The sequence below is a fragment of the Alienimonas chondri genome (assembly GCF_013036045.1).
GTDB lineage: Bacteria > Planctomycetota > Planctomycetia > Planctomycetales > Planctomycetaceae > Alienimonas > Alienimonas chondri.
Map to the genome: position 1 here is coordinate 1 of NZ_WTPX01000021.1, position 25,344 is coordinate 25,344.

Consider the following 25,344-nt stretch of genomic DNA (forward strand, 5'->3'; position numbering starts at 1 on the left):
TGGACACATCCGGCCCGGTCGGCGTCGCCTCGTGAGCGTGGCGGATCGGCCGAACCTCGTGGGCGATGGACGCCGACCGCCAGCGTCGCCGCGAATACTAAAGAACCAAACGGGTACCCTGCCGGGGAGGGCGTGTCTCTCTAGTGCCCAATGAGGAACCCCCGCGAATAACGGCGGACGGAATATCATCGGCCGCCTTATTGGGGGACGTCGATGCGTGAAGCGCTTATCGCCATTTAAGCTCTCCCTTGCGGCGGCCATCGCCCTCGTCGGGCAGAGGGTCGAAAATTGTTCGACAACGCTCTTCGTCAATACCGACTTCCCCGAACTCCGTTTCCACGCTCTCCACCGACGCGCAATAGCGGGTGCCCCCGTCTCCGAAAATGCGAAAGCTGAAAGGATATTCGGAGACCCTGTCGATTACCTTTATCTCTACCTGCCCGCCCGCCGGGATGCGGCTTAGCCGCACGATCTTGCGGCCGTCAATGCCGTCGGCGACAGTCTTTTCGACGCTGCACGCGATTTCGGGGGCTTCGCTGATGGGATTGAAGACGACGGACACCTCCCGGGCCGGGGTGTCGGCGGAGTTGTTGATAAAGACGGCCAACGTGCCGGATTCAGGGCGGCTATCGGTCGTGAGTTTATTCTTTTTCACGAAGTGATAGGACAATTGCTCTGGCTGTGCGTAGTAATAGGGACTGCTGGATTTGGCGTAGTAGGCAGCCCAAATTGAGACGGTCAGCGCGAAGGCGGAAAGCGCGTGGGGCGTCCACTCTTTCACGATCGCCCATTTGCTAGGCTTCGGTGCGGCGGTCGGTGCGGCGGTCATCGGTTTTGCGGGTAGGTCGGACGGGCGGAGCGCGGACGGATCGACCGCGGGGCGGAGCGCCGCCCGGGGAGAATAACGCAAGACGGGCCAGATCGGTTCACGGTTATTCGGTGCAAGCGGGAAGGTTATTGTGCTTTTGCACGTCACGCGCTCCGGCCCCGGCCCTTGGGGGGCCGGGCCGTCGCTGCTATTGCATATCGGACTGATTCGGTTTTGTCTTTTGCGCCGCCGGCCTTGGGGCCGGCGGCAGCGTCGAATCGGAATAAGGTTTGAGTCGGGACGGGTTATTCAGTTCGGTCGAATATCTCTCTGATCGCGACAGTTTGTTTTTCTGCTCTATTTGCGCAGCGAGAGCACCCCAACACCGGCCGCTCCCCCATACACCCGGAAGAGTTGGCCGTAAGCCGTTGTGCCAGAAGGCTTTGCGGCTGAAAAATCCGCTACCCCAGAACGGGGTCGAAATCGAACCGTTCCCGGTACTTTCCGACCATGAGAGAACGCGCCAAATCGGCGTCGCCGACCTTCGTGATAATCGAATCGTGCACCGACAATGCGTACGATCCGCGGTCCAGAAACGCCGTCAGAATATCGCGAATCAGGGCGCCGTCGGCACATTGCAATTCCAGTCCGACGCCGCTTCCGAAGTGATCCGCAATATCCCGGTGCGCCGATCGGATGCGGTGTAGCATGTCAGCCGCGGTCATCCCGTAGAGGCGGCAAGCGTCGCCGACCGTCGGCCCTTCCTTCGCGTTCCCGACGAGGTTGAAGCCGACTCCGTCGTCGTTCCCGATCGCGCCCACGGCCGAGCGTTCGGTGCGAGCGTTCAGGGCGATATTGGTCCAGACCTTCACGGCCCTACGCAGGTCCGCGAACGCCGGGGCGTCCGGGGCGCCGCACAGTTCGGGCAGGATGCGGCGGGTGCGGTACAGGTCTCGCGCCCGTCGATCGATCCCGGCCCGGTGATAAAGGATGCGGATGTGAAACGAGGCGTAGTCGAGTTCGACGGTCTCTTCGCCGTCGATCGTGATCGTCTTCCGCCAATCCTGTTTGATATTCGTGTGCCCGTCCGGCGTGAGGGAATAAAGCCGGCCGCCGCGGTCGAAGGTTTCGTTAAAGATCGCTTGCACGTTGACGAGCAATTGCCGCCGCGTCGCCCGCCCGGTTTCGTCGGTGCGCGTGTAGCCGAGCGCGTGATCCGCGGCGGCCTCGTTTAACCGGAGCACCTGTTCTTCGTCGGCCCGCACACGTTTGAGCGTCGCGGCCGTCTGCCTTCCCCACGTCACGGGGTTTCTGTCCTTGTCACGCAGGATCACCGGGGCGAATTCCGCAAACGGCGCCGGCCGGCCCCTCCGGGCGAGCGTGCGGCGGTCCCCGGATGCGGGGGGCGTCGGCTTGGGCGAGACGATGCGGCGAAGGGTCATATCGGTATCGTCTAGCAAGGTGCGGAGAGCGGCCGAAGGTGCGTAGCGGGTGACGAGGCGACTCCGTTCGCTCCCTTTGCAGATCTCCGCCAATCCGGCGGCCACGAGGGCGTCCCAAGCCTTCACGCGCTTGGCGCCGGGCGTCCCGTTCGTCCGGGAGTCGCTGACGACGACGCCGGCCGCGTGGGCGAGCATCAGCGTCGCCCAGCACAGCCGGGCCGCGGCGCGGGCGGCGTCGCGGGTCCGGGGAGTGTCCGGCAGCGCCGTGAGGAGCGGCAGCACGTCCGCGTCGAACCGTTCCACGAATTCGTCGGCAAGCGGGTAGCCCCGCACCGGGATCGACATCGCCTCGTCCCACGCCCCCGCCTCGTCGTTCCAGTGGAAACGTAGGGCGTTCGGGTTTTGCTCGCGGAGTCGTCGGGCCGCGTCGCGGACCGCCGGCGGAGCGATTCCCCGCAAGTTGGGCCACGGGCCGGGTATAAATACGAGCGTGCCGGCGTAAAGCCGCAGGCATCCGTGAGGATATTCGGTCGTCATTGAAGTATTCCCATTGAAAACGACCGCCCGACCGTCGCGGCGGGAATAAAACCGCGACGGTCGGGGGCCGAAAGAGCCGGCGGTAGCAACTCCGCCGTCGACCATCATGCCCCCGTTTATATTCCCCGCAAGCTCCAATCGCAGGTTCGCTTTATGAATGCCTTATAGCGGTCGATAAAGTTTCTGCGGCGGTTTCGTCCGCAGCGCCTCGTGCACGCTATCGGACGTCCGGGAGAGGTGAACATCCGGGCGATGTGAACGCTTGTGCTGATCGCGGGAGCCGATTAGCGTTTGCAGTCTCGTTATTCCGCCGGCACACCGCGAATATCTATGTCGACTCCCGCCATCGCGTCCGCCCAATCCGGCGACTTCAAAGGCACCGTCGCCATCGACGGATTCGACCGGAGACTTCTCGACAAGCTCCGGCCGAAATGCAATCTGCCGGGCGGTTACACGCCGATCGGGTTCAGCCTCTATCGCGGCGGAACGGCCGGCGGCGCCCCGCCGCGGTGGCAGGTCCGCGTCGTCTGCGTCGATGCGAGCATTGCCGGGGTGCTGCCCGTCACGGTGAGAGCCTACGCCGACGGCGAAGAGGAAATCCCCGCCTTCAGTTTCGCGACCGATCTCACCCTTGAGGACGTTTTGGAACACGCAAAACGGTTCAACCTGTTCGCGTTCGATCGGCACATGATCGGCGGCAAGCCGGTTCGCATCGTGGAAGAGGTCGCCAGCGTCGCGACCGACGAGGAAGAGTAACCCCGGTCCCTGCCGCCCCCCCGCGGGGCGTGAGGTTGCCCCCGGCCGGCAGCGCCGTCGGCGGTTGGCCGTTCACTCCGTCCGCAGTTCGCCCCAAACGGTGCTCGTCTTACCCGTCGCGACGAACGCCAGTGTGTGACGCCAATTGCTTGGCGGAGACGACGAGGTACACGGGCGGACGAACGATCGGCGGGACGGCGGGCGAGGGTCGATCCTAGTCGCCCGCGCTCCGCCGATCAGCCGAAGCGGCCGGTGACGTAGCTGTTCGTTTCGTCCAGCTTGGGGTTGGTGAAGATCGCCTCGGTCGGGCCGTACTCCATCAGACGGCCGAGATACATGAACGCCGTGTACTCGCTGATGCGGCTCGCCTGCTGCATGTTGTGGGTGACGATCAACACGCTGTACTCGCCCTTGAGCCGCTGAATCAGGTCTTCGACCTTCCCGGTGGCGATCGGGTCGAGGGCGCTGCATGGCTCGTCCAACAACAGAACTTCCGGCTCCGCGGCGATGGCGCGGGCGATGCACAGCCGCTGCTGCTGACCGCCGGACATGCCGAGGGCCGATTCCTGCAGGCGGTCCTTCACCTCGTCCCACAACGCGGCGCCGCGGAGGGAGCGCTCGCAGACCTCGTCCAGCACCCGGCGATCCCGTTCGCCGTCGATGCGGAGGGGATAGACGACGTTTTCGTAGATGCTCATCGGGAACGGGTTGGGCTTCTGAAAGACCATCCCCATCCGCTTGCGAAGCTCGATCACGTCCACGTCGCGGGCGTAGATGCTGTCGCCGTTGAGGGTCATATCGCCCTCGATCCGAACGATGTCTAATAAATCGTTCATGCGATTCACGCACCGTAACAGCGTGCTCTTGCCGCAACCGGACGGGCCGATCATGGCCGTGACCTGCCCCTTCGGCACGTCGAGGTTCACGTCGAACAGCGCCTGCTTCTCGCCGTACCACAGTTTGAGGTTCTGCACCCGAAGCACATGCTCTTCGGTCGCCAGTTCCGGGTGCACTTCCGCGGGGATGACCTCCCCGCGGGAGATCGCGGCGAGTCGGTCCGAGGGCGGTTCCCTGGGCGGAGCGCCGGCCAGAATGACTTCATCACGGCCGCCCCCGGTCGAGCGGGCGGCACGGGCGTTCGGCGGGGCGAGCGGGTGGGCGACCATGAATTCTTTGGTAAGCGAGGGGCGTCCGCCCTCTGAAAGAGACAGGAGATTCTAAAACGATGCGGAGGTGAATCGGCGTCGCAATCGCGCCCGCAGCCACATGGCGGCGAGGTTCAACGTGGCGACCAGCGCAATCAACAGCAGCATCGTCGTGTAGACCATCGGCCGGGCGGCGTCTCCGTCCGGCGCCTGGAAGCCGAGGTCGTAGATATGAAAGCCCAGGTGCATGAAGCTGCGTGAGGGGTGCACGAACGGGGCTTCGAGGTCGACCGGCAGCGCCGGGGCGGTGTTCACGGCGCCGACCAACATCAACGGGGCGACCTCCCCCGCCCCGCGGGCCACCGCGAGGATCATTCCGGTCAGAATCCCCGGCAACGCCCGGGGCAGCACGATCCGGCGGATCGTCTGCCATTTGCTCGCTCCGCAGGCGTAGCTGCCTTCCCGCATGCTGTTCGGCACCGCGGAGAGCGCTTCCTCCGTCGCCACGATCACCACCGGCAGCGTCAGCAGGGCGAGGGTGAGACTCGCCCACAGCAGCCCGCCTTTGCCGAACGTCGGGTCCGGCAGGCGTTCGGCGTAGAACAGTTGGTCGACGCCGCCGCCGATCAGGTAGCAGAAGAACCCCAGCCCGAAGACGCCGAACACGATGCTCGGCACGCCGGCAAGGTTGTTCACCGCGACCCGCACGGCGCTGACGATCACCCCCTGCTTGGCGTATTCCCGCAGATACAACGCCGCGAGCACGCCGAACGGCACGACGAAGACGGTCATCACCAGCGTCATCGTGACCGTGCCCCAGATCGCCGGCCACACTCCGCCCGCCGTGCCGGCCTGTCGGGGCTCTTCGCTGAGGAACTCCCACCACCGCGACAGATACACGCCCAGCCGGCCCCACCAGGACAACGCGTTCGCCCGATAACCGCGGACGACCTCGGCGGTCTCGACCTCCACCTCCTGCCCGGAGGCGGTTCGCATGACGAGATACTCCGCGGCGTTCTCCGCGGACAGCTCGCTCATCGCCGCCAACCGCGGTGCGTCCTGAATGTCGTTTCTCCGTTCGAGCAGAACGTACTCTTCAATCGCTTCCCGCAGGTCCGCCGGCTTCTCGGCGAGTTCCGCTTCGAGCCGCGTTCGCTCCGAGGCGCTGAGGGCGGATTCGCTCAAGGCGCGGGCCAAGTCGCGGCCGTCGACGCCCGTACGCATCTCCGCCGACCGCACCCGCAGTTCGGCTTCGCGGATCAGCACGCCGCCGGCGCCGCTTTCCTCCTCCAGTTCCTCCCGCCGCTCGTTGCGTTCGAGGGCGGCGGGGCGGAGCTTCTGAAACGCCTCCCAAGCCGCCTCCGGCCCCTCGTAGGTTTGCTCCGGCGTCACCAGACGGACCGGTTCGCCGAGGAACCGCCCCTGATCGGAACGTTCCAGTACCACCGCCCACGACGGCGTCGTCTTCGAGCCGGGTTGAACCTCGAACGCGTCGACGTAGGTGAACGTGGAGCCGCTCTCGCGGCGATTGTCGGTGCGGAGCAGTACGCGAACGGCTTCGATGGCGTCCTCGCCCTCCGGGAAGGCGGCGAGAGCGACCGGCCGGGCCTCGGCGGGCAACAACGGGACGGAGGCCCGCCGCAGTTCGTAGGTCTCCGTGCCGTACTCTTCGCCGAGCACGGCGGAGCCGTCCCGCAGCGTGACCCGCACCAATTCGCCCGGCCAGAACGTGCCGATGCCGTTCCACAGGATCAGCGCCAGCAGTCCGCCGATCATCGCCAGACAGATCGCCAACGCGGCGCCGGAGAGCCAAACCGCCGGTTCTCCCCCCGCGACCACGCTGCGCGCCGGCCCGCCCCGCACGCGGCGGGCGGGAAGAGCGGCGGAGGTCGGGGAGTCAGTCAATCGTTCTCTCTATCGGGCGCCCCGCTTCGCCGTCGCCGACAGGCGGCGCGCCGTCGGGGCGAGGGGTCATATCTGGGAAACGCGCTTGCGGAACCGCAACCGCACGACCTCCGCGGCGGTGTTCACGGCGAAGGTGATCCCGAACAGCAGCAGCGCGGCGAGGAACAATGTGCGGTAGTGGGTCGTGCCGGGGGCGGCCTCCGGGATCTCCGTGGCGATGTTCACCGCCAGCGTGCGGAAGCCGTTGAAGGGGTTCACCTCCGTGATCGCCGTCCCGCCGGCGGCCATCAGCACGATCATCGTCTCGCCCACCGCCCGGCCGAGTCCCACCATCAAGGCGCTGAACAGCCCGCTCATCGCGGCCGGCACCACGACCCGCACAGTCGTCTGCCATGTGGTCGCCCCGGCGCCGAGGCTGGCGCTGCGGAGGCTGTCCGGCACGCTGCTGAGGGCGTCGTCCGCCAGCGTGTACACGATGGGGATGATCGTGAACGCCATCGCGAAGCCCACGACCACGGCGTTGCGCTGCTGATAGGTGTCGACGATCTCCCCCCGCGGATCCCAGGCCGAACCGGCGATCGCGGCTCCCAGCTCCGTCAGCCCCTTCGCCGACGCCCACGCCAACCCCAGTACGAACATCACGCCGAGCAGAAACGTCGCCACCCGCAACAGGGCGAAGTGGTTTCGCTTCCAACCCCGCGCCCCGCGGACGATCCGCGGCGTCGCCACATAGGCGGATCCCAGCAGCGCCGCACCCGCGGCGATCGGCAGGGTGAGGAACATCCATGCCCCGACCGGCGTGCCGATGCGGCCGTTCAGCCAAGCCTTCACGTTTCCGGCGAACAACGCTTCCTCCACCGCCGGGGCGACCGCGTTCGCGGCCAGCACGCCGATCGGCAGGCAGATCGCGCAGGCGATCAACCGCCAGCGCTTGTGCCGGAGCGTGAAGGTCTGCGGCAGCGCCTGCCACAGATAGGCGCCCAGCAGCACCGCGACGGGAACCGTCACGATCCCGCACAGCACGGCGACCAGAAAGCTCTCCACGAACGGGGCGAACGCCACGGCGGCCAGGAAGCCCAGCACCACGCTGGGCAGTCCGGCCATCACCTCAACCGCCGGCTTCACCTTCGCCCGAACCTGCTTGGAGAGATATTCGCCGGTATAGATTGCCGCGAGAATCCCCAGCGGGGCGGCGAACAGCATGCTGTAGAAAGTGGCTTTGAGCGTGCCGAAGATCAGCGGCCACATCCCGTATTTCGGCTCGAACCCGACGCCGGCGCCGGTGCTCTGCCACTTCGCTTCCGGCCCCGGGCCGCCCTCGTACCAGACGGGCAGGAACAGGCTCGCCAGCGTGGCGTCCGCCGCGCCGGCGTCGAAGGGCGCCCGACTCAACGCGGTCTTCTGCCCGCCTTTGTTCAAGGCGAGTTCGTGTTCGATCAACGCATAAAGAAACGAGCGATCCGTCCGCGGCGTGAGCGTCACGGCGGTCGCGGCGCCGGCGGGCGTCGTCTCGCCGGCGAGCGTCGTTTCGCCGACGACGCTTTCGACCGTCGTCTGAACGACGCGGGCGGTCCCGTCCCCGTAGGCCACGGCCGCGAGGCGATCGACCGGGTGAGGACCGATCGCGGTGACCGCCGCGGCGCCCTGCGGGTACCGCTTGGCGAGGGTGAGAGAACGAGCGCCGCCGTCGGCGTTCCCGCGGGAGGCGAACCAACCGGTCAGTGCCCCGGCATCGTCGCCCGCCAGCAGCGTGCCCCGGCCGGTTACCCATTCCAGCGCCGTCAACGTCCGGCCGTCCTCGACCAGCTGCAACGCCTCGGCGAACTTCGGATTTCTCGCGTTACGGGTGTTAAACCGTACCGCACGCCCGTTCGGCCAGGCGGCGATCACCTCGGAGGCCCGCGCCGCGACCCGCACGAACGTCGGCGGGCCCGCGGGCAGTTCGGTTCCCGCGGGGATCGTCAGATCCGCCACGTCGCGGGGGGTCAGCGTCGAACCGGATCGACGGAAGGGCAGGAACTTCAGCCCCTCGCCCTCCACCCACCCCGCGACCGCCGGGCCGCTGCGGGACTCGAACACGCCCAACGTCCGCACCGGTCCGTCGCCGAGCGAAAACGTTTCTTCGCCCAGCTCCGCCACGACCGTTTGCACCCGGAATCGCCCGCCGCGGGTGGCCTCTGCGACCGCTCCGACTTCGAACTCGCCGGACGCCGGCACGGGAACCGTGTCGCCTTCTGCCATGTCTTGGGCGGCCGCGGGCAGCGACTCGGCGGACCGGAACGCTGAATCGAACCGCACCTCGCCGAGCCGGACGACCCCGTCCTCAAAGCCGACGACCACCATCACCCCGTCTGGAGCGGCGACGATCGACGTCGGCTCGACTTCGGAAAGCCGCTTCTCGCCCAGCGCCTGGCCGGTTCGAGCGTCGATCGCCCGCACAGCGCCGCTCGGATCGACGACCGCCGCGGAGACGGCGAACTCGTCCACCGCGAACCGCGCCGGCGCCACGTCGCCGGGCGCCGCCGGGTCCCCGGCTTCGTTCGGCTCGATTTTGTTCGGCTCGATCACGGGGGCGTTCGCCGCGTCGATCCGCGGCGTCTCGCCCCCCGTGAACGTCGTGGGGGTCTCCAGATCGCCCGGAGTGAACAGCGGCACGACCTGCCAGACCAACACCAATCCCACGCCGAAAATCGCCAGGATCGTGCCGACCCCGCCCACAGAAATCAGCGCGGACGCCAGCCGATCCGCCCATTTGACGGACGGCTTCGTCTTGCGATCCCGCCGGCGCCCCGTGAACGAGGCGCCAGCGGCTGGATTGGGGTCAGTCATAAATATCGACGAAGGGCCGTTCAGTTCGCGTCCGCGGAGATGCCGGCGACCTCGAGTTGATCGGCGGCCTCCTCCGCGGAGATCGGGAAGTACCCCGCCTGGACCACCTTCTGCTGTCCCTGCTTGCTGAAGACGTACTTCAAGAACTCGCGGGGCAGCGGATCGAGATCCTGATCCGGCGCTTTGTTGACGTAGATCAGCAGGAAACGAGCGAGGGGATAGTCGCCCGTGTCGGCGTTCTCGACGGACGGCTCGAAGTACTCGCCGCCCTCATCGGCGGCCAGGGGGAGCGCCCGCACGCCGGCGATCGTGCCGCCGACTCCGCTGTAAGCGATGCCGGCCGCGTCGTCGGCGACCGCCTGCACGGACCCGCTGGTGCCGGACTGCTCCTTGACGGCGTTGCTGTAGTCGCCGTCGCCCAAGGCGACTTCCTTGAAGTAACCGTAGGTGCCCGAGGCGCTGTTCCGGCCGTACAGGCTGATCGACTGCTCGGCGAGCGGCCCGTCGACGCCGGCCTGCCCCCACCGAGTGATCGGCTCTTCCATACCGAGGTTCCGGTTGGCGCTGAAGATCGCGTCCACCTGCGGCAGGGTGAGATGTTCGACCGGATTGTCCTTGTTCACGAACACGGCCAGCAGGTCGCGGCTGGTTTTCAGTTCAGTCGGTTTATAGCCGTACTTGGCCTCGAACGCCTGGATCTCACTGTCCTTCATCGGGCGGCTCATCACGCCGATCAGCGCGGTGCCTTCGATCAGCGCGGTCGGAGCGCTGCTGCTGCCCTTGGATTCCAGCTCCGTATCGACCGCCGGGTGAAACTCCTCGAAGCCTTCGGTCCAGTAGTCCATCACGGCCCGCATCGTATCGGACCCCTTGGAGGTGATCGTCCCGGTGACGACTTCGCCGCGCTCGTACACGGGGAGATCGGCATCGACGGGCACGGCGTCGGCCGAGACGACCTCGCCGTCGCCGCCGTCCGCGGGACGGGCCACCGGCGCTTCGGTGACGGACCCGGCGACGTCGCCGCCGGCGCCGCTGAGCGCATCATCGTTGGAGGAGCAGCCGAATGCCGTCAAACCGGCAAGCGACAGGGCGAACAGAACTCGGAGCGGCGGACGCGACATCGGAGGCGGGCGCGGGGTGCGGGAGGGAACGCCTCAAACCCTACCCGGGCGGCCGAAACGCGGGCACGCCTGCCGGTGAAGATCGTATGAAGACGCCCCCGCCGCCCGTCGCATCCGGTTCGACCGGCGTCGCCGGGGGCATCCCTCCGTCCCGCCGACGCGGCATTCCCTGCTCCGTCCCAGCTCCGTCCCGGCTCCGTCCCGGCTCCGTCCCGGCTCCGTCCCGGCTCGCCCGCCGTGCCGACCGGCTTGACCGTACGGCGGGAAGGGTCACAATGCCCCTCCATTCGCATCACCCCGCCGGGCGACGCTGTTCGATCTCGAATCGAAGGCGTCGCCGCAGCGGGAGCCGGGAGCTCCCCCGGGTGCGGCGGGCACGTCGTGAACCGGGTCAGGCCTTAACCGGAGCAGCCCTAAGTTTCGTGTCCGGGTGTGCCCGGGGGCGCGTCCCCCCTTCTTCCCCCGTGGGTCGTTCGCCGGAATCCGGCGAAGCCTGTCACGGTAGGCGAGCGCCGCGTTCGCCCGTATCGTTTGGAGCATGAGCGCTCCTCCCTCACCGGCCGACGACGATCCCGGGAGCGATGGCCCGATCCCCATTGCGGAGGGCATCGCGATCTCGCCGAGCGGCGAGGTCCGCGTCGACGAGGGACTGACCGAGACTCTGTTGGACCTCGCGGAGGCGCTCGAAGAGCGAACCGGTCGTCCGGTCGACGTGGAACATGTGGTGGCCGCCGCGGTGCTGGCGAACCGGGCCGGCAAGATCGGGTCTGACCGACGCCTGCGAACCGGGGACGATCTGCTGCTCATGGCGCTGATTCCCCAGATCGACGCGGTCTTCACACGATACGGCGGGCTCGTTGCGGAACCCGACGGCGACGCGGAACCGGGCCAAGAAGCGGCGGGCACGAACGAAGCCCCCGACGCCGCCCCCGCCCCCCAAGACGAACCGGCTGACGACTGATGACCGACGCCGCCCCCGGATCCCCCGCCGACGACGCCGCGGAAGCCGCCGCGGAAGTCCCCGGCCCGGAGCTGCGAGTCGGCCGCATCACCGTGTTCCCGATCAAGAGTCTAGACGGCGTCGATGTCGATGCCGCCGCCGTCCTCCCGAGCGGCTCGCTGGCGTGGGACCGCCGATTCGCCCTGTTCTCTCCCGACGGGGCGGTGGTGAACGGGAAGATCGAACCGCGGGTCCACCGGGTCGCCGCGGAGTTCGACCTCAGCGGCGAATGCGTCGCCGTCGGCCCCCGCGCGGCCGCGACTCACGACTCGGAGGGCGGCGGTCCCGGCCCGGGTTGCCAAACGTTTTCGCTGCACGACGAACGGGAGGAACTGGAAGCGTTCCTATCGCGGCTTCTCGCCCGCCCGGTACGGTTGCGGGAGGATCTGCGGACCGGATTCCCGGACGACGCTCTCTCCCCCGGCCCGACGATCGTGACCGCGGCGACCATCGCCGCGATCTCGGAGTGGTTCGACCTCCCGCAGCAGGAGGTCCGCCGTCGGTTCCGGGCGAACCTCGAACTGACGGCCCAGGGGACCGGCACTGCGGAACCGTTCGCCGAAGACCTGCTGGTGCCCGGCCCGGACGAAGAGATCGAGTTTTGGGCCGGCGAGGGCCGCTTCGTGGGGACCGGCGCCTGTGAGCGATGCGTCGTGCCCTCGCGAGACAGCCGCACCGGAGCGGCCATGGCGGGGTTCCAGAAGGAGTTTGCGAACCTCCGCAAGCGGGAGCTGCCGCCGTTCGCCCCGAAGTCGGCCTTCGACCATTTCTACCGCTTGGCCGTCAACACCCGGCCGCTGGGGCGGAGCCGCGGCGGGGGGAACGGCGGGGTCGTGCGCGTCGGGGACGCGGTGCGGATCATCGGACCGCGTCCGGCGGAGCCGCCGGACGAACCGGCCGCCGACTCTTCGCAACAGGAGCGATCCGCCCGGTCGAGCGGCAAAACCGGCAGTTCCGCGTCCGGTCGCCGTCGACGACGTTGACTTGGGGCAACGCGTTCCGCCTCGCCCCGGGGGCGCGGGTAGATTGCTCTGCCGTACAATCTGCAAGAACGCCCGTCACCCGGGTTGTCAAGCAACGTATACTTTGAACGGCGAAGAACGATTCAAACCACCCGCCCCGCGAAAGGAGGCCCCGATGCTGGTACTGAGCCGCAAGAAGGACGAGAAAATCATGATCGGCGACGACGTGACATTGATGGTGATTGAGATTCGCGGCGACAAGGTCCGCCTGGGCATCGATGCCCCAAAGGACGTCTCCGTGCATCGCGAAGAAGTGTTCATCGCCATCCGCCGCGAACGCGACGTCGCCCCCGCGGAAGTCTGAGCCGGAGATTCGATCTTCGCCGATCCGTGAACGCCCCGATCGCCGATCGGGGCGTTTTCGTGTGCGCGCTCGCGATTGCGGCCGTGTTACCGACGAACCTGGGTTGGACCGGCGCCCGGACGCGGGCAGTCCCCGACCGGCAAGTGACGCGAGGTCCGTAGGCTGCGGCCCCCGATCCCGCACTGCCCTCGCCCATGAACGCCCCTCCCCCGACCGGACCATCCTCGGACGAACCGTCTTCGGACGAGCCGCTTTCCGAAGACTCGCATGCGGGGGAACGCTGTCGCGTCGCTCTGCTGTTGATCGACTTCGTCAACGACCTTGATTTTCCGGACGGGGAGGAGCTTCGTCCCCACGCGGAGGCCGCTGCGAAGAACGCCGCGGCGTTGAAGCGACAGGCTCGGGCCGCGGGCGTGCCGATAGTCTACGTCAATGACAACTTCGGCCGCTGGAGGAGCGACTTCTCCGCCACGCTCGCCCACGCCACGCGAGACGGGAGCCGCGGCAAAAGGTTGACGGAAACGATCGCTCCGGACGACGACGATTACTTCGTCCTCAAACCGCGGCACAGCGGCTTCTACCGCACCGTGTTGGAGGAACTCCTCGGCGACCTCGGGGCCGACACGCTGGTCCTGTGCGGCTTGGCCGGCAACATCTGCGTGCAGATGACGGCTCACGATGCGTTGCTGAGGAACTATCGCGTGATCGTCCCGAGGGACGCCGTCGCCTCGAACCGGCCGGAGTTGAACGCCGCGGCGCTCGAGCAGATGCGGTTGGTCTGCAAAGCCGACGTGCCGGCCGCCGCGGAAGTGGACTTCGAGTCTCTGAAGCACGATCGCCGCGAAGCCTGCTCGTGAGGTCGGTTCGCTCTCAGAACGAAGCCGCCTTCGCCTTCGCGTCTTCGATCGCCGCTGTGCGGGCCTCAGCGGCGGCCTCCGGTCCCTTCGCAGCCGTGGGCTGAACGAGCAGCGAGTCCGCCGTCAGCCCGACGAAGCCGCACCAGAGGTTCATATACGGCGCCTGATAGTCATATCCCCCCGGCATGGACGGGTTGTATTCGCCGCCCCGGGCGCTGATCACCATGGTCGGGCCTTCGCACAGGCCGGAATAGTTCCCCGCGTCGTCGACGGAGAACAGCAGCCCCGGCTGGGTGATGACGTCGATGTAGTGCTTGAGGGCGTACGGAACGCCGAAGTTCCACATCGGCACGCTGAACACGTACTTATCGAACGATTTGAACTTCTCGCCCGCCGCGGTCACGGCCTCCCACGCGGACTTCTGCTCCGGCGTGAAATCCTCGCCGCCCATCACGGCGTACTTCGCGGCGATCGTGTCGCCGTCGAAGGCCGGGAGCGTCTCCGTAAACACGTCCAGTTCCTCGACCGTATCCGCCGGGTTGGCGGCGCGGTAGGCGTCGAGAAACGCCCGGGCGACGGCGATGGAGTGCGACCGAGCCTTGCGGGGAGAGGCTTCGACGTAGAGCAAACGAGCCATGATCGGGGCGTTCGAGCGGAGCGGGTGGACCGGGCGGGAACGATATCCGTTGCCACGCACATCTCCACCGGCCCCCCAAACGGTCGCTCCGAAATCGCTTGGGCTGGACATGCCGACCGTTGGAGGCTCAGGCGCCGCGGGGGTCGAGCCGCCGGTTCGCTTCGTCCAGCAGCTCGGCGTTCGGGCCGTCGGTGAAGCGTTCCGCCGCGTCGTCCCAGGCGAACGTTTCGCCGTACCCGTCCTTCAAGCCGAGCGTCAGCGAACCGAGGTGGCACAGCTTCGCGGTGTAGTGCCCCTGCGAGAGCGGCGCGACCGGGGTCTCCCGCGTCTTCACGCAGCGGAGGAAGTCCGCGACATGGTTGTTCAGTCGTGAGCTGCCCTTCGGGTCCGTCAGCGACGGATGCGCAACGGAGGCGCCGATCGCGGGGACGAAGTCCGTCAGTTCTCGTTCGAGGGCGGGCGAGGAGGCGGAGTGCTTCCGGCTGGTGTGTTCGACCCAGCCTTTCGTGCCTTCGACCCGCAAGCCGAACGACCGTTCGTCCGTCTGGCAGGTGACCGGCACGCCGTTGGTGAAGTCCAACCGGTACTTGCTGACCTCCGCGGTGCTGAACAGCGATCCGGGCGCCGGCCAGGTCGCGGCGAGGGCCGTTACCGCCGCGGGGCGGGCCTCCGGCATGCACCAGCCGGCCAGGTCGTTGCTGTGGGCGCCGAAGTTCGTGATCTGTCCGCCGCTGTAGTCCGTGATGAAGCGGAAGCGGTAGAAACAACGATCCGGGTGATACGGCGTCTTCGGCGCCGGGCCGAGCCATGCGGCGTAATCGAAGCCCTCCGGGACCGGCTGCGGCTGCCAACCGGGCCCGGGGCCGACCTTGTTGTTGGGGGCGATGAAGGTGGTGATCCGCTTGATGTCGCCCACCCCGCCGGCCCGGACGAAGTCGACAAGCCGCACGGCGTTGGCGTCGCTGCGGTGATGGCTGCCCGTTTGCGCCACGCGGCCGGTGCGCGCGGCGGCGTCCGCCATCCGTCGCCCCTCCGCGACGGACCAGCTCAGCGGTTTTTCGCAGTAAACGTCCTGGCCGGCCTCCAGCGCCGCGATGGCCAACCGCTCGTGGTGATGGTCCGGAACGACGATCACGACCGCGTCCACGCCGTCCCGGCCGACGACCTTCCGCCAGTCGCTTTCCATGAAGCAGCCGTCGCCGCTCTCGCCGTAGAAGTCGTCGACCAGCTTCTTGCCCGGTTCGCGGCCGCAAAACTGCGACTCGTCCCGGTAGCCGCCGGACCCGCGGTTCACGTCGCACACCCCGACCACCCGGCAGGCGGGGTTGGCCAGAAACGTTTTCGTGTCGAGGAACCCCTGATTCCCCAGACCGATTACCGCCACGTTGATCTTGTCCGCGGCGCTGGGCCGCCCGAACGCGAACTGACGACACACCAGCGGCCCGGCGACGGCGGTCGCCGCGGCGGCGCCAAGAAAGGAACGGCGGTTCGGAGCAGCGGGCATCGGGGAGCTTTCGTCAGGCACTCGTCAGGCAGAAGACGCATCGGCGTCAGCTTACATGGAGCGTCGGCGTCGATGCGATCGTCGGCGAGGAGGGCGACAGTGGGGGTTCTCCCGGTCGGGAAAGCGATTCTTCTGGATAGGATATTGAACCGGCGGCGGACTGGCGTCGTTGTCCGTCTGTCGGTCCACCCTCGCGCCGCATCCTGTGTCCCGAATCCCCTCACTCAAGGTTCCGCATGTCTCGCCCTCCGCTGCTTCGAATCTCGTTCGCAAGCCTGCTCGCCGCCGGGCTGTGTCTGGCGCCGTCGCCGGACGGCGCGGCGTACGCTCAAGATGACGTGAAAACCGCCGGGGATGCGGCGGATCCGTTCATCGCGGACGCCGCCAAGCTGATCCCCGCCGACGCCGGGATCGTGGTGCGGATCGCCGATCCGGACTCCGCGCTGACGCACCTGACCGCCTTCGTGCGCAACGCCGCCCCGCAGTACGCCGCACAAATGGCCGCCGGTCGCGGCGTGCTCGGCATGAGCGTTCAGAACGTGACGCTGACCGGCGTGAACCTGAAGGAACCGTGGTACATCGTGGCGATTCCCCGCCCGGACGAGCCGCCCGCGACGGTCTTTTTGATGCCCGCCGCGAACGTGCAGGCGATGGAAACCGGCATCGGGCCGGGCATGTCCCTGAAGACGATCGGCACCTACGCCGCCTACACCGACGCCGGCGAAGAGATCCTCGAATCCTTCGGCGAAGGCGGCCGGTTCGCGTCGATGCTGCCCGGTTCCGCCAAGGAGATCGCCGCCGATCACGACATCGCGATCGCGATCAACGTGCCCCGCCTGCTGGAGGTGTACGGGGACCAGTTGAAGGAGGGACTGGAAGCGGCGAAGGAGCAGGCGGCACAGAACGCCGCCGCCGGTCCGGACGCCGCGGACAGTCAGGCCAAGGCGATCGATGCGTTCAGCGACCTGCTGGAGCAGTCGGGGATGACGGTCGTCGGCTTCAAAGCGACCGAAGATGCGTTGTCGTTCAAGAAAGTGTCCGCCTTCGAGCCGGGTTCGGACGTCGCCGCGGCCTTGGCGACGCAGGCTCCGAAGCCGTTCGCGTCCCTCGGCAAGCTGCCCGAGGGGATGGACGGTTATATGGCGATGGAAGGCGACTTCGCCCCGCTGCTGGAGTTAGTGAAGGGACTCGCTCCCGGCGAGGAGCAGGCGCCGCAGCGCGACGTTCTGTCCGCGCTGATCGAATCCGGCCTGACCGCCACCGCCGGCGGGTTCCAACTGGGCGGGGACACGATGTTCTCCGGCGTGCAGGTCACCACGGTGAAGGACGTCTCCGCCGCCAAAACGGCGATCGAGAAATACCTCAAAGCCGCGGACGGGATGGAGCAGATGGGTCTGCGGACCACCATCGAAGACGCCGGCACGATGGAGGTCGGCGGGATCACGCTCCAGAAGTTCATCACCGATCTGGAAGCCACGGAGCAGACCGAGCAGGCGACCGCCGCCGTCAAGGCGTTCCGCACGCTGTACGGCGAAGCCGGCAACGAGCAGATGATCGGCTACACGGAGGACGCGCTCATCCAGATCAACGGCGGCGGCGACGACTTCGCCCAGGAAGCCGTCGAGCACGCCACCGGCAAGAGCGCCCACTCCAACGAGGCGTTGGACGCCGTCGGCGCCGTGCTGCCCAAGCAGGGCAACCTGTTCGCCGCGATCGACCTGGCCTCGGCCATTCAAACCGGGCTGGCCGTCGCCGTGGAGAAAGAGCTGTTTCCGCCGCTCTTCTCCCCGGAGATGATTCGTGCGGTGCAGATCGACAGCAGCTACGCCGCGCTCGTCGTCACCGTCGAAGGTGACACGGTGGTTGCCGAGGGGCTCATCCCCGCCGAACAGGTCCGCAACATCGTGGACTTCGGCGAGGCGTTGCAGGGCGGCGCCGAGCGGTTCTGAATCGCTCCCCCGTCGGTTGAATCAGTCGACGAACGCCCCGTCCCCCGCTTGGGGGGCGGGGCGTTTTCTCGTCGACTCCTTTCGGTAAACGGGCTGCTATGGTGAGGACATGCCCGGCCCCGTCACCCTGTTTGAAGATCCGCGGTGGCTTCGGCTGCTGCCGCTGGTCTATTTAAGAAGCGTCGGCGAGCTGTTGTGCGGCTCGCAGACGCTACGGGAGCGGACCGAACGCCGCGTCGTCGCCGCCGGACTGAACGGCGAGTGCGGGCTGTGGGTTCGCCCGCATCTCGCCGAGCTGACCCGCGAACGAACCGAGCGGCCGGTCAACGAATCGCTCGCGGCGGGTTCTCTTCTGCTCAGCGCCCGCGGGTGGTGGCGACGCCTGCCGAACAGGGATCGCCCGGCGCCGTGGGTCGGGACGGTCGGTTCGGCGATCGCCTGCGTGGCGGTCGACGAGGATCTTGCGGAGGCGCTCACGCCGGAGGCGTTGCTCAACGAGGTCCGCAGCGAGGCCCTACTGGCGGGGCTGCCGCGGGTGGACGTGTCGGAGGACGTTACGCTGATCGCCTACCCGTGGGATCTCGTCGCCCACAACGACGCCCTCCTGCGGGCCGACTGGGAGGAACGCGCTCCCGGCCGTGAGATCCTCGGCCACGTGCACGCCGGCTCGCACCTGCTGGGCGAGGACATTCACATCGGGGCCGGTACGAAAGTGCAGCCCTGCGTCGTGATCGACGCGACCGAGGGGCCGGTCTGGATCGGGAAGAACTGCACGATCCAGCCGCACAGCTTCATCGAGGGGCCGTGCTACCTCGGCGATCGCACGCTGCTGCAACCCGGCGCCGTCGTGCACGAGGGCTGCACCGTGGGGCACGTCTGCAAAATCGGGGGAGAGCTGGAAGCGTCGATCTTCCACCCCTACAGCAACAAACAGCACGACGGCTTTCTGGGGCATGCCGTGGTCGGCAGCTTCGTGAACGTTGCCGCGGACGTGGTCGCCAGCGATCTGAAGAACACCTACGGCCAGATTCGCGTGCCGCTGGGCGGCCGCGAGGTCGACAGCGGACGGATGTTCGTCGGCCCGACGATCGGCGATCACTCCAAGGTCGGCATCAACGTCAGCTTCCCGACCGGCGCCGTGATGGGCTGTTGCAGCAGCGTCGTCGGACCGGCGGCGCCGAAGTTCACCCCGTCCTTCGCCTGGATCGACGCTACCGGCGGAGCGGACGTGAAGTGGGACCGCTACGACGCCGACCGCGGCCTGGCGATCGCCAAGACCGTGATGGCCCGCCGGAACCTGACGATGAGCGCCGCGGAAGAAGCGGCGTTCCTCGACGTCCGCACCCGGGCGCTGGCCTCGGAACATGCCTCGCAGGTGCGGATCGAGTCGGGCGGCTGACCGCCCGACTCGCCGCTGACGCCAAGCGGCGCGCCGCCCGAAGAACGCACGCCGCCTCACGGCGACGGCGAACCGGGCAAGACGCTCTCGTCAGCCGATCTCCGGCACGACGTAGCCCTTGCGGTATTCCCGCTTGAGGAAGCGGTTCGCCACGTCGGCGTGCTGGCCGGTGAACTGCTCGGTCTCCGGATCGTGGGCGAGCATCGGGCTGGAGGCGATCACGGCGTCGGACGGGGCGACGCCGAACCGGGCGAGTTGCGTCTTCATCTCGTCCAGCACGAGGGGCCAGGTGTCGAAGCCGACGTCCGAGGCGGCCCCGGCCTGGGAGGACATCTCGCGGCCGACGCGGTAACCGACGTTGGCCAGATTGCACCAGCCGGTCGAATGGTGGCCGACTTCGATTTCGGCGTTGAGGGTTTCGTTCTTTCGCGAGCGAACCGCGTCGAGGAAGTTCTGGAAGTGCAGCTTGGTCATGTCGCCGCCCTTGAAGCTGCGAAGCTTCTTGCCGTCGCTGTCGTACGCCTGACCGAAGCCGCGGCCGCCGAGATAGACGCCGCCCTCGCACTTCACCGCATAGCCGGTGCTCGGACCGCCGACGATTCGACCGGCCTTCGAGGCCCATTGGCCCTTGCCGCTGTCCGGGGAGGCCGGCAGATTGCTCAGGGCGATGATCGTGGGGATCTTGCCGGTGTCGAAGTAGGTGTAGTGCACGTTCGGCGTGTCGCCGGCGTCGTCCCACCAGACGCGACCGCCGGTCGCCAGCACGCGGGTCGGGAGCGTCACGGAATCCTGGAAGACGACGTTCCGCACGTCGTCCAGCACGTGGACGCCCCAGTTGCCCATCTCGCCGCTGCCGGTGTTCCAGTCCCAGTGCCAATCGTAGTGCAGCGAGTTGCGGTAGATCGGCTCCTCCTGGGCGGGACCGAGCCAGAGGTCGTAGTCGACCTCCTTGTCGATCTCCAGCGGCGTATCCCGTTTGCCGATCTCGGCCCGCCGGCCGAACCGGTTGGCCTGCACGTATTCGATCTCGCCGAGGGCTTTCTCGTTGTGGAGATAGTCCTTGATCTGGGCCTGCATCGGATCGCTCCGCTGCTGGGTGCCCAACTGGCAGACGCGGTCGTACTTCCGGGCGGCCTTCACCACCTGCCGACCTTCCCACTGCGAATGGGAGAGCGGCTTTTCGACGTAGACGTCTTTGCCCGCCTGCATGGCCCACACGGCGGCGAGGCAGTGCCAGTGGTTGCAGGTCGCGATGACGACGGCGTCGACCGCGGGGTCTTCCAACAGCTTGCGCAGGTCGGTGTAGACGTTCTCGGCGTCGACGCTCTCCGCCGTCTTCTTGGCTCGCCGAATATCCGGATCGGCGACGGCAACGACGTTCACGCCGTCCAGCTTGTGAAATCCGCCGATGACCTGATTGCCCCGGCCGCCGGCGCCGATCAGGCCGAAGCCGATCTCATCGTTCGCCGCGGCGTGCCGCGACTTGGCCGAAGCGACCTGCGGACCGTACAGCGCGGCCGCGGCGCCCGCGGCGCCGGCCGACTGAATGAAGGACCGTCTCTTTAAACCGGACATCGCAATGCGCCTGATTGATGACTGAAAGGGATGTTTCCCTCAGCGTAATGGTCGCTGCACGGTCCCGCAAACTTCTGCCGATGGGTCGCGCCGATCGCGACGGTCAGGCGTCGGAGACGGCGCTTTCGTTGAACCGGTAGCCGACGCCGCGGACGGTTTCGACCGTCTCGGCCCGCTCGCCGAGCTTCTGCCGCAGGCTGCGGACGTGCACGTCGATCGTGCGTTCCAGTGCGTTGGCGTCGCCGCCGCGGCTGGCGTCCATCAATTCATGCCGACTGAACGGGCGCCCGGGCTGACGCATCAGGGTCCACAGCAACCGGAACTCCGTCGGCGTGAGGTTCAGATCCTCCCCGGCGGCCAGCGCGGTGTGCCGTTCGCGGTCGACCTCGATCCCGGCGCCGGTGACCTTCTCGGCCTCGGCTTCTTCCGCGTCGGGACGGCGGAGCAGGCTCCGCACGCGGGCCACCAACGGCTTCATCTTGAACGGTTTGGTGACATAGTCGTCGGCGCCCATGTGGAAGCCGACCAACTCGTCCACCTCCTCCCCCTTCGCCGTCAGCATCAGCACGCGAACGCCTTTGGTGCGGGCGTCGCTGCGAAGTTCGCGACAAACGGCCAGCCCGTCCATCACCGGGAGCATCAGGTCGAGAACCACGAGGTCCGGCAGCAGCGCCTTCGCTTTCGACAGCCCGTCGCGGCCGTCGCGGGCGACGTGCACCTCATGGCCTTCCGACTCCAAGTTATAGGCGAGCACTTCGGCGAGGCTGCGTTCGTCCTCGACGATCAGAATGGTCCTGCGGGGCATCTTCCCAGCTTGAACGACCGATGCGGCCGGAGCGCGAAGAATCCGTGAAGGTTCGGAGAATCTTGCGACGCCGCCGCCCGGACGATCCGGTCAGGAGACGGGCCTGGTAATAAACGGGCGACTCAGGAAACGCCGACGAGGTCCGGTTTGGGATGGGGGACGTCGACGTCGACTGGGCCGAAGCGTTCCTCGGCGGTCTCGCCGGCGCGGCGGTCCGGGAAGCGCTTGCTGTGCCGAACGATCTGTCCTTCGACCAGGTAGATCGCGTCCTTCGCGATGTTCGTGGCGTGGTCGGCGATCCGCTCGATGTGCCGGGAGACGCTGAACAGCCCGACGGCGGCTTCGACCGCGGCGGGGTTCTCCCGCATCAAATCGGTCACTTCGTTGAGGGTCTCCCGGTTCAACCCGTCGACGATGTCGTCGTCGACGCACACCTTGCGGGCCTTGGCGGGGTCGAGGTCCACGTAAGCGTCGATGCTGCGACGCAGCATGTCCAACGCCACGCGGGCCGCCTGCCGGACGCGTTTGAGGGCGGGCAGGTCGCCCAAACCGACCGGATTCGATTCGCCGGCCTCACGGGCGGCGCGGACCGCGGCGGCGGCGTGGTCGGCCCGCTCCGCAATGTGCACGCCGAGATCCGCGACGCGTTCCAATTCCTTCGCAATCCGCAGGACGCTGACGACCCGTCGCAGGTCTTCCGCGACCGGGGCGTGCAACGCCAGCACCCGCAGGCAACGCTCTTCAACCTGCACGTCGTACCAATCGACGCGCTTGTCCGCGGCTTTCAATTCGGACGCGAGGTCATGGGCTGCCCCGCCGAGACCGTCCACCGCGGCGCCGACCAACTCTTCGGTCAAAGCGCACATCGTGAGGATGTCCCGGTGGGTCTCCTCCATATCCCGACTAAGAGAGAGCGACATCGAATGGTTCCGAACAGGCAATTGTGATCCGCCGCGGGCGGAGGGGCATCCTACGCCCCCGTCATCCGTGCATCATACAAGTTCGATCAGTCTTTGGAGAAGATTCCAGGAAGGAGACCCCTCCAAGGGTGCACTTTCCGCCGCAGTCGTTCTCGCCACGGGGAACCCCCGCGTCATGCGGACGGTAAAGTCACTGTAAAGGTCGCGCCTTCGCCGACGACGCTCTCGACGGCGACCGATCCGTCGAACACGGCGAGCATCTGCTTGACGATCGCCAGCCCCAAACCGGTGCCGCCTTTCTCGCGGCTGCGGGCCGGATCGACGCGATGGAAGCGCTGAAAGACGCGGCCCAGGTGCTCCGCGGGGATGCCTTCGCCGGTGTCGATCACCCGGAGCTTCACGGTCGGGCCGTCCTCCCCGACTTCGGAACCGGCGTCGGAATTCCAGTCGACCGTGACCCGGCCCCCCGGCGGGGTATGGCGGAGGGCATTGGTCAGCAGGTTGTCCAACACGGTCGCGAGGGCGTCCGCATCGGCCCGAACGTACGCCGGTTGCGGCGGCGGAACGGCGGAGAGACGCACCTCCGCCTTCGTCGCGGCGGCCCGCAATCCTCGCAGGACGTCCTCCACGACCGGCCCGACCGGCAGGCGGCGGACGTCGAACACGTCTCGCCCGCTCTCTACCCGGGCCAGCCGGATCACGTCCACCACCAGATCGTGCAGGCGGTCGGCGTGGCCTTCGATATCCGCGAGGAACCGTCGCGCGATCGGCGGCCCTTCGAGCGGGCCGTCCAGCAACGTCTCCGCGAGCGCGCTGATCGCGGCGATCGGCGTCTTAAGTTCATGGGAGACGTTCGAGACGAAGTCCCGGCGGACCGATTCGAGCCGACGCAGTTCCGTTACGTCGCGGATCTGCAGCACCACGCCCGCGGCGCCTTTGAGAGCGGCGACGCCAGGCAACGGATCAGCGCGCAGCGCGAGCGTCGCGTGTTCGACCTCGAACTCCGCGTCATAACGGCCCTCCCCGCTCAACACCGTTTCGCAGGCATCGGTGACGGCGCTGCGACGCACCACCTCCCACACCGGCCGCCCCTTCAAATCGCCGCGGGGGAGCCGCAGCAGAGCGGCGGCGGCACGGTTCACCAGCAGCAATCGCTCGTCGCGGTCGACGGCCAGCACGCCCTCGCTCATCCCTTCCAACGCGGCGAACAGCCGGTCGCGGTCCTCGGTCAGTTCGAACAGCGCGGCGTCCAGCTGGTTCTTCCGCTCGAACACGGCTCGCACCGCGGCCCGCAGATCCGGCTCCGGTTCGCTCGGATCCAGCAGGGGCAACGGCGGGGCCGTGCCGCGACGCAGGTCGTTCGCCAGGTCCGCCAGTTCCCGGTCCCGTCGCGCCCGCCCCGCGATCTGCATCCAGGCGGCGATTGCCGCCCCGATCAGCAGCGCCGCCCCGGCCGTGAGCCGCAGTCCCGCCGAACTCGACGTCAGCCCCGCGATCCCCACGGCCACCGGCGCCAGCCAGGGCAGCAGCGCCGGCCATTCCGCCGCGAGCGGGCGCGGCGGGGTCGAATCGGACACTGAGAGGTTCGCGAAGGGAACGCGGAGCGGAGCCGGTCTTGTCCTCACGGCGGTCCGCGACCGCAACCCCACCCCGAAGTCTTCACGGTTCACTCCCGGTTCGGCCGCGGAGTCGCTCGCAGTTCCTCCGGTCGTGCCTATCGTGCGTCGCTTGTCGACTCTCCCCCCGACCGCCGACGACGCCCCAGGCCGCGCGGTGCGGGTCGGCACGGCGCTGGGGCTGTGCAGCGCCGTCGGCTACACGGTGGCGAACTCCGCCCTGCGGGACGTGAGCCGGCCGGACGACTTCGCCTGGTCGCTGTGGGTCACGCTGTGCAAATCGGCGCCGGTCGCCACCGCGGCGTGGGCGATCGTCGCGGTGCGAGCCCTGCGGGGGCGGAAAGCGTTGCCCTCCTTCGCCGTCTGGCCGCGACTGATGGCGGCGGGCGTGCTGGCTCAGTTGGGCGGGAACCTGATGTTCCAGGAAGCGCTGGGCGTGCTGGGGCTGGCCCTCACGGTGCCCGTGACCTTTACGGGGATCATCCTGAGCGGCGCCGCATTGGGTCGGTTCGTGCTGGGCGAACCGGTGGGGCTGCGGCAGGGAGCGTCGATCGTCCTGCTGATCGCGGCGACCGCGTCGCTGGGCATGGCGGCGCCGGATGCGGCGGACGCGGTGATCGCCCAGGCCGTCGCGGGAGCGAACGCCGACCCGGCCGCCGTCGCGTTCGCCGTGGCCACCGCGCTGGCGGCCGGGTGCGCCTATGGGGTGATGGGCGTGGTCATTCGCGGGAACACGGCTCAGGGCGTGGGCGTGGCGGGAACGCTCGCCCCGCTGAGTCTCGCCGGCTTCCTCAGCCTCAGCGCGTTCCTGCTGCTGAAGACCGGAGAGATCCCGCTGACCTCCACGCCGCCCGAGGCCCGCCTGCCGCTGTTGCTCGCGGGGACGGCGAACGTCGTCGCGTTCTTCTGCATCGCCGCGGCTCTGCAACGGATTCCGGTCGTCCGATCGAACCTGTTGAACGCCTCGCAAGCGGCGATGGCGGGGGTGGTCGGCGTGGTCTGGTTCCGCGAGCCGCCGACCCTCTGGCTGCTGACCGGCACGGCCCTGACGATCGCCGGTTTGGCGCTGCTGGGATTGCGTCGGCCGCGGTCCATCAGGGCGAGGCTGAGTGGGCGACCGCGTGAAGAAACCTTTGCGGAGGCGGTTGAAACGGTGTAAACTGATGGATGCGCCGTCCCTCGGCGTCGCCCCGCAGCCCCCGCCTCACAACCT

The 25,344-nt window shown here is 67.8% G+C and carries 20 protein-coding genes; 8 read left to right on the forward strand and 12 right to left on the reverse strand.

Annotated elements, in window-relative coordinates:
- Positions 1-226: 226 nt before the first annotated feature.
- Together LzC2_RS05080 and LzC2_RS05085 are read right to left on the reverse strand one after the other, a co-directional pair.
- Positions 227-829 (reverse strand): hypothetical protein, encoded by a 603-nt coding sequence (locus LzC2_RS05080; protein WP_171184441.1) that lies wholly within the window; start codon positions 827-829, stop codon positions 227-229.
- 440 nt (positions 830-1,269) lie between these two features.
- Positions 1,270-2,787 (reverse strand): hypothetical protein, encoded by a 1,518-nt coding sequence (locus LzC2_RS05085; protein ID WP_171184442.1) that lies wholly within the window; start codon positions 2,785-2,787, stop codon positions 1,270-1,272.
- Between the two features lie 330 nt (positions 2,788-3,117).
- Between LzC2_RS05085 and LzC2_RS05090 the strand changes: the two genes are divergently transcribed.
- Positions 3,118-3,543 carry a hypothetical protein gene (locus LzC2_RS05090; RefSeq protein ID WP_171184444.1) on the forward strand — a complete coding sequence of 142 codons (426 nt, stop codon included), beginning with the start codon at positions 3,118-3,120 and terminating at the stop codon, positions 3,541-3,543.
- 236 nt (positions 3,544-3,779) lie between these two features.
- Here the strand turns inward: LzC2_RS05090 and pstB are convergent, their stop codons facing one another.
- From pstB to LzC2_RS05110, 4 genes are all read right to left on the reverse strand, one after another.
- A complete protein-coding gene (gene pstB, locus LzC2_RS05095) occupies positions 3,780-4,709 on the reverse strand; it encodes a phosphate ABC transporter ATP-binding protein PstB (RefSeq protein ID WP_171184446.1) in 930 nt (309 codons plus the stop codon).
- A gap of 51 nt (positions 4,710-4,760) precedes the next feature.
- Positions 4,761-6,593 (reverse strand): phosphate ABC transporter permease PstA, encoded by a 1,833-nt coding sequence (gene pstA, locus LzC2_RS05100; RefSeq protein ID WP_206678562.1) that lies wholly within the window; start codon positions 6,591-6,593, stop codon positions 4,761-4,763.
- Between the two features lie 66 nt (positions 6,594-6,659).
- A complete protein-coding gene (locus tag LzC2_RS21755; protein WP_206678563.1) occupies positions 6,660-9,422 on the reverse strand; it encodes an ABC transporter permease subunit in 2,763 nt (920 codons plus the stop codon).
- A 20-nt stretch (positions 9,423-9,442) separates the two neighbouring features.
- A complete protein-coding gene (locus tag LzC2_RS05110) occupies positions 9,443-10,543 on the reverse strand; it encodes a PstS family phosphate ABC transporter substrate-binding protein (RefSeq protein ID WP_171184448.1) in 1,101 nt (366 codons plus the stop codon).
- Positions 10,544-11,081: 538 nt separating this feature from the next.
- Here LzC2_RS05110 and LzC2_RS05115 point away from each other — a divergent pair.
- The 4 genes from LzC2_RS05115 (at position 11,082) to LzC2_RS05130 (ending at position 13,726) form a co-directional block, all read left to right on the forward strand.
- Entirely contained in the window at positions 11,082-11,504 is a 423-nt protein-coding gene (locus tag LzC2_RS05115) for a hypothetical protein (protein ID WP_171184450.1), read from the forward strand.
- The gene (locus LzC2_RS05120) at positions 11,504-12,526 is read left to right on the forward strand and encodes an MOSC domain-containing protein (protein ID WP_171184453.1); all 1,023 of its coding nucleotides are present in this window, start codon (positions 11,504-11,506) and stop codon (positions 12,524-12,526) included. The genes LzC2_RS05115 and LzC2_RS05120 overlap by 1 nt, the downstream gene beginning before the upstream one ends.
- Positions 12,527-12,680: 154 nt before the next feature.
- On the forward strand, positions 12,681-12,869 hold the full coding sequence (gene csrA / locus LzC2_RS05125) for a carbon storage regulator CsrA (RefSeq protein WP_171184454.1): 189 nt from the start codon (positions 12,681-12,683) through the stop codon (positions 12,867-12,869).
- A 194-nt stretch (positions 12,870-13,063) separates the two neighbouring features.
- Positions 13,064-13,726, forward strand: a complete 663-nt coding sequence (locus tag LzC2_RS05130) for a cysteine hydrolase family protein (protein ID WP_171184456.1) — start codon at positions 13,064-13,066, stop codon at positions 13,724-13,726.
- 13 nt (positions 13,727-13,739) lie between these two features.
- Here the strand turns inward: LzC2_RS05130 and LzC2_RS05135 are convergent, their stop codons facing one another.
- Together LzC2_RS05135 and LzC2_RS05140 are read right to left on the reverse strand one after the other, a co-directional pair.
- Positions 13,740-14,363, reverse strand: coding sequence for an FMN-dependent NADH-azoreductase (locus LzC2_RS05135; RefSeq protein WP_171184458.1), 624 nt, complete (start codon positions 14,361-14,363; stop codon positions 13,740-13,742).
- Positions 14,364-14,490: 127 nt separating this feature from the next.
- Entirely contained in the window at positions 14,491-15,867 is a 1,377-nt protein-coding gene (locus LzC2_RS05140) for a Gfo/Idh/MocA family protein (RefSeq protein ID WP_171184460.1), read from the reverse strand.
- 236 nt (positions 15,868-16,103) lie between these two features.
- Between LzC2_RS05140 and LzC2_RS05145 the strand changes: the two genes are divergently transcribed.
- Complete coding sequence (locus tag LzC2_RS05145; RefSeq protein ID WP_171184462.1) at positions 16,104-17,816, forward strand: hypothetical protein; 1,713 nt, start codon at positions 16,104-16,106, stop codon at positions 17,814-17,816.
- A 109-nt stretch (positions 17,817-17,925) separates the two neighbouring features.
- On the forward strand, positions 17,926-19,215 hold the full coding sequence (locus LzC2_RS05150; RefSeq protein WP_171184464.1) for a putative sugar nucleotidyl transferase: 1,290 nt from the start codon (positions 17,926-17,928) through the stop codon (positions 19,213-19,215).
- Positions 19,216-19,305: 90 nt separating this feature from the next.
- Here the strand turns inward: LzC2_RS05150 and LzC2_RS05155 are convergent, their stop codons facing one another.
- The 4 genes from LzC2_RS05155 to LzC2_RS05170 form a co-directional block, all read right to left on the reverse strand.
- Positions 19,306-20,790, reverse strand: coding sequence for a Gfo/Idh/MocA family protein (locus LzC2_RS05155; RefSeq protein ID WP_171184465.1), 1,485 nt, complete (start codon positions 20,788-20,790; stop codon positions 19,306-19,308).
- 103 nt (positions 20,791-20,893) lie between these two features.
- The gene (locus LzC2_RS05160; protein WP_171184467.1) at positions 20,894-21,595 is read right to left on the reverse strand and encodes a response regulator; all 702 of its coding nucleotides are present in this window, start codon (positions 21,593-21,595) and stop codon (positions 20,894-20,896) included.
- A 122-nt stretch (positions 21,596-21,717) separates the two neighbouring features.
- Positions 21,718-22,515, reverse strand: coding sequence for a phosphate signaling complex protein PhoU (gene phoU / locus LzC2_RS05165; protein ID WP_171184469.1), 798 nt, complete (start codon positions 22,513-22,515; stop codon positions 21,718-21,720).
- Positions 22,516-22,688: 173 nt separating this feature from the next.
- Entirely contained in the window at positions 22,689-24,092 is a 1,404-nt protein-coding gene (locus LzC2_RS05170; RefSeq protein WP_171184471.1) for a sensor histidine kinase, read from the reverse strand.
- 151 nt (positions 24,093-24,243) lie between these two features.
- On the opposite strand from LzC2_RS05170, the gene LzC2_RS05175 reads away from it, so the two are divergent.
- Positions 24,244-25,290, forward strand: a complete 1,047-nt coding sequence (locus tag LzC2_RS05175) for a DMT family transporter (RefSeq protein ID WP_171184473.1) — start codon at positions 24,244-24,246, stop codon at positions 25,288-25,290.
- The last annotated feature ends 54 nt before the right edge of the window (positions 25,291-25,344 follow it).

Bases quoted from the DNA above. Each gene is read 5' to 3' on its own strand.
- LzC2_RS05080 (WP_171184441.1), bottom strand. From the start codon at position 829: ATGACCGCCGCACCGACCGCCGCACCGAAGCCTAGCAAATGGGCGATC.
- LzC2_RS05085 (WP_171184442.1), bottom strand. From the start codon at position 2,787: ATGACGACCGAATATCCTCACGGATGCCTGCGGCTTTACGCCGGCACG.
- LzC2_RS05090 (WP_171184444.1), top strand. From the start codon at position 3,118: ATGTCGACTCCCGCCATCGCGTCCGCCCAATCCGGCGACTTCAAAGGC.
- pstB (WP_171184446.1), bottom strand. From the start codon at position 4,709: ATGGTCGCCCACCCGCTCGCCCCGCCGAACGCCCGTGCCGCCCGCTCG.
- LzC2_RS21755 (WP_206678563.1), bottom strand. From the start codon at position 9,422: ATGACTGACCCCAATCCAGCCGCTGGCGCCTCGTTCACGGGGCGCCGG.
- LzC2_RS05110 (WP_171184448.1), bottom strand. From the start codon at position 10,543: ATGTCGCGTCCGCCGCTCCGAGTTCTGTTCGCCCTGTCGCTTGCCGGT.
- LzC2_RS05115 (WP_171184450.1), top strand. From the start codon at position 11,082: ATGAGCGCTCCTCCCTCACCGGCCGACGACGATCCCGGGAGCGATGGC.
- LzC2_RS05120 (WP_171184453.1), top strand. From the start codon at position 11,504: ATGACCGACGCCGCCCCCGGATCCCCCGCCGACGACGCCGCGGAAGCC.
- csrA (WP_171184454.1), top strand. From the start codon at position 12,681: ATGCTGGTACTGAGCCGCAAGAAGGACGAGAAAATCATGATCGGCGAC.
- LzC2_RS05130 (WP_171184456.1), top strand. From the start codon at position 13,064: ATGAACGCCCCTCCCCCGACCGGACCATCCTCGGACGAACCGTCTTCG.
- LzC2_RS05135 (WP_171184458.1), bottom strand. From the start codon at position 14,363: ATGGCTCGTTTGCTCTACGTCGAAGCCTCTCCCCGCAAGGCTCGGTCG.
- LzC2_RS05140 (WP_171184460.1), bottom strand. From the start codon at position 15,867: ATGCCCGCTGCTCCGAACCGCCGTTCCTTTCTTGGCGCCGCCGCGGCG.
- LzC2_RS05145 (WP_171184462.1), top strand. From the start codon at position 16,104: ATGTCTCGCCCTCCGCTGCTTCGAATCTCGTTCGCAAGCCTGCTCGCC.
- LzC2_RS05150 (WP_171184464.1), top strand. From the start codon at position 17,926: ATGCCCGGCCCCGTCACCCTGTTTGAAGATCCGCGGTGGCTTCGGCTG.
- LzC2_RS05155 (WP_171184465.1), bottom strand. From the start codon at position 20,790: ATGTCCGGTTTAAAGAGACGGTCCTTCATTCAGTCGGCCGGCGCCGCG.
- LzC2_RS05160 (WP_171184467.1), bottom strand. From the start codon at position 21,595: ATGCCCCGCAGGACCATTCTGATCGTCGAGGACGAACGCAGCCTCGCC.
- phoU (WP_171184469.1), bottom strand. From the start codon at position 22,515: ATGTCGCTCTCTCTTAGTCGGGATATGGAGGAGACCCACCGGGACATC.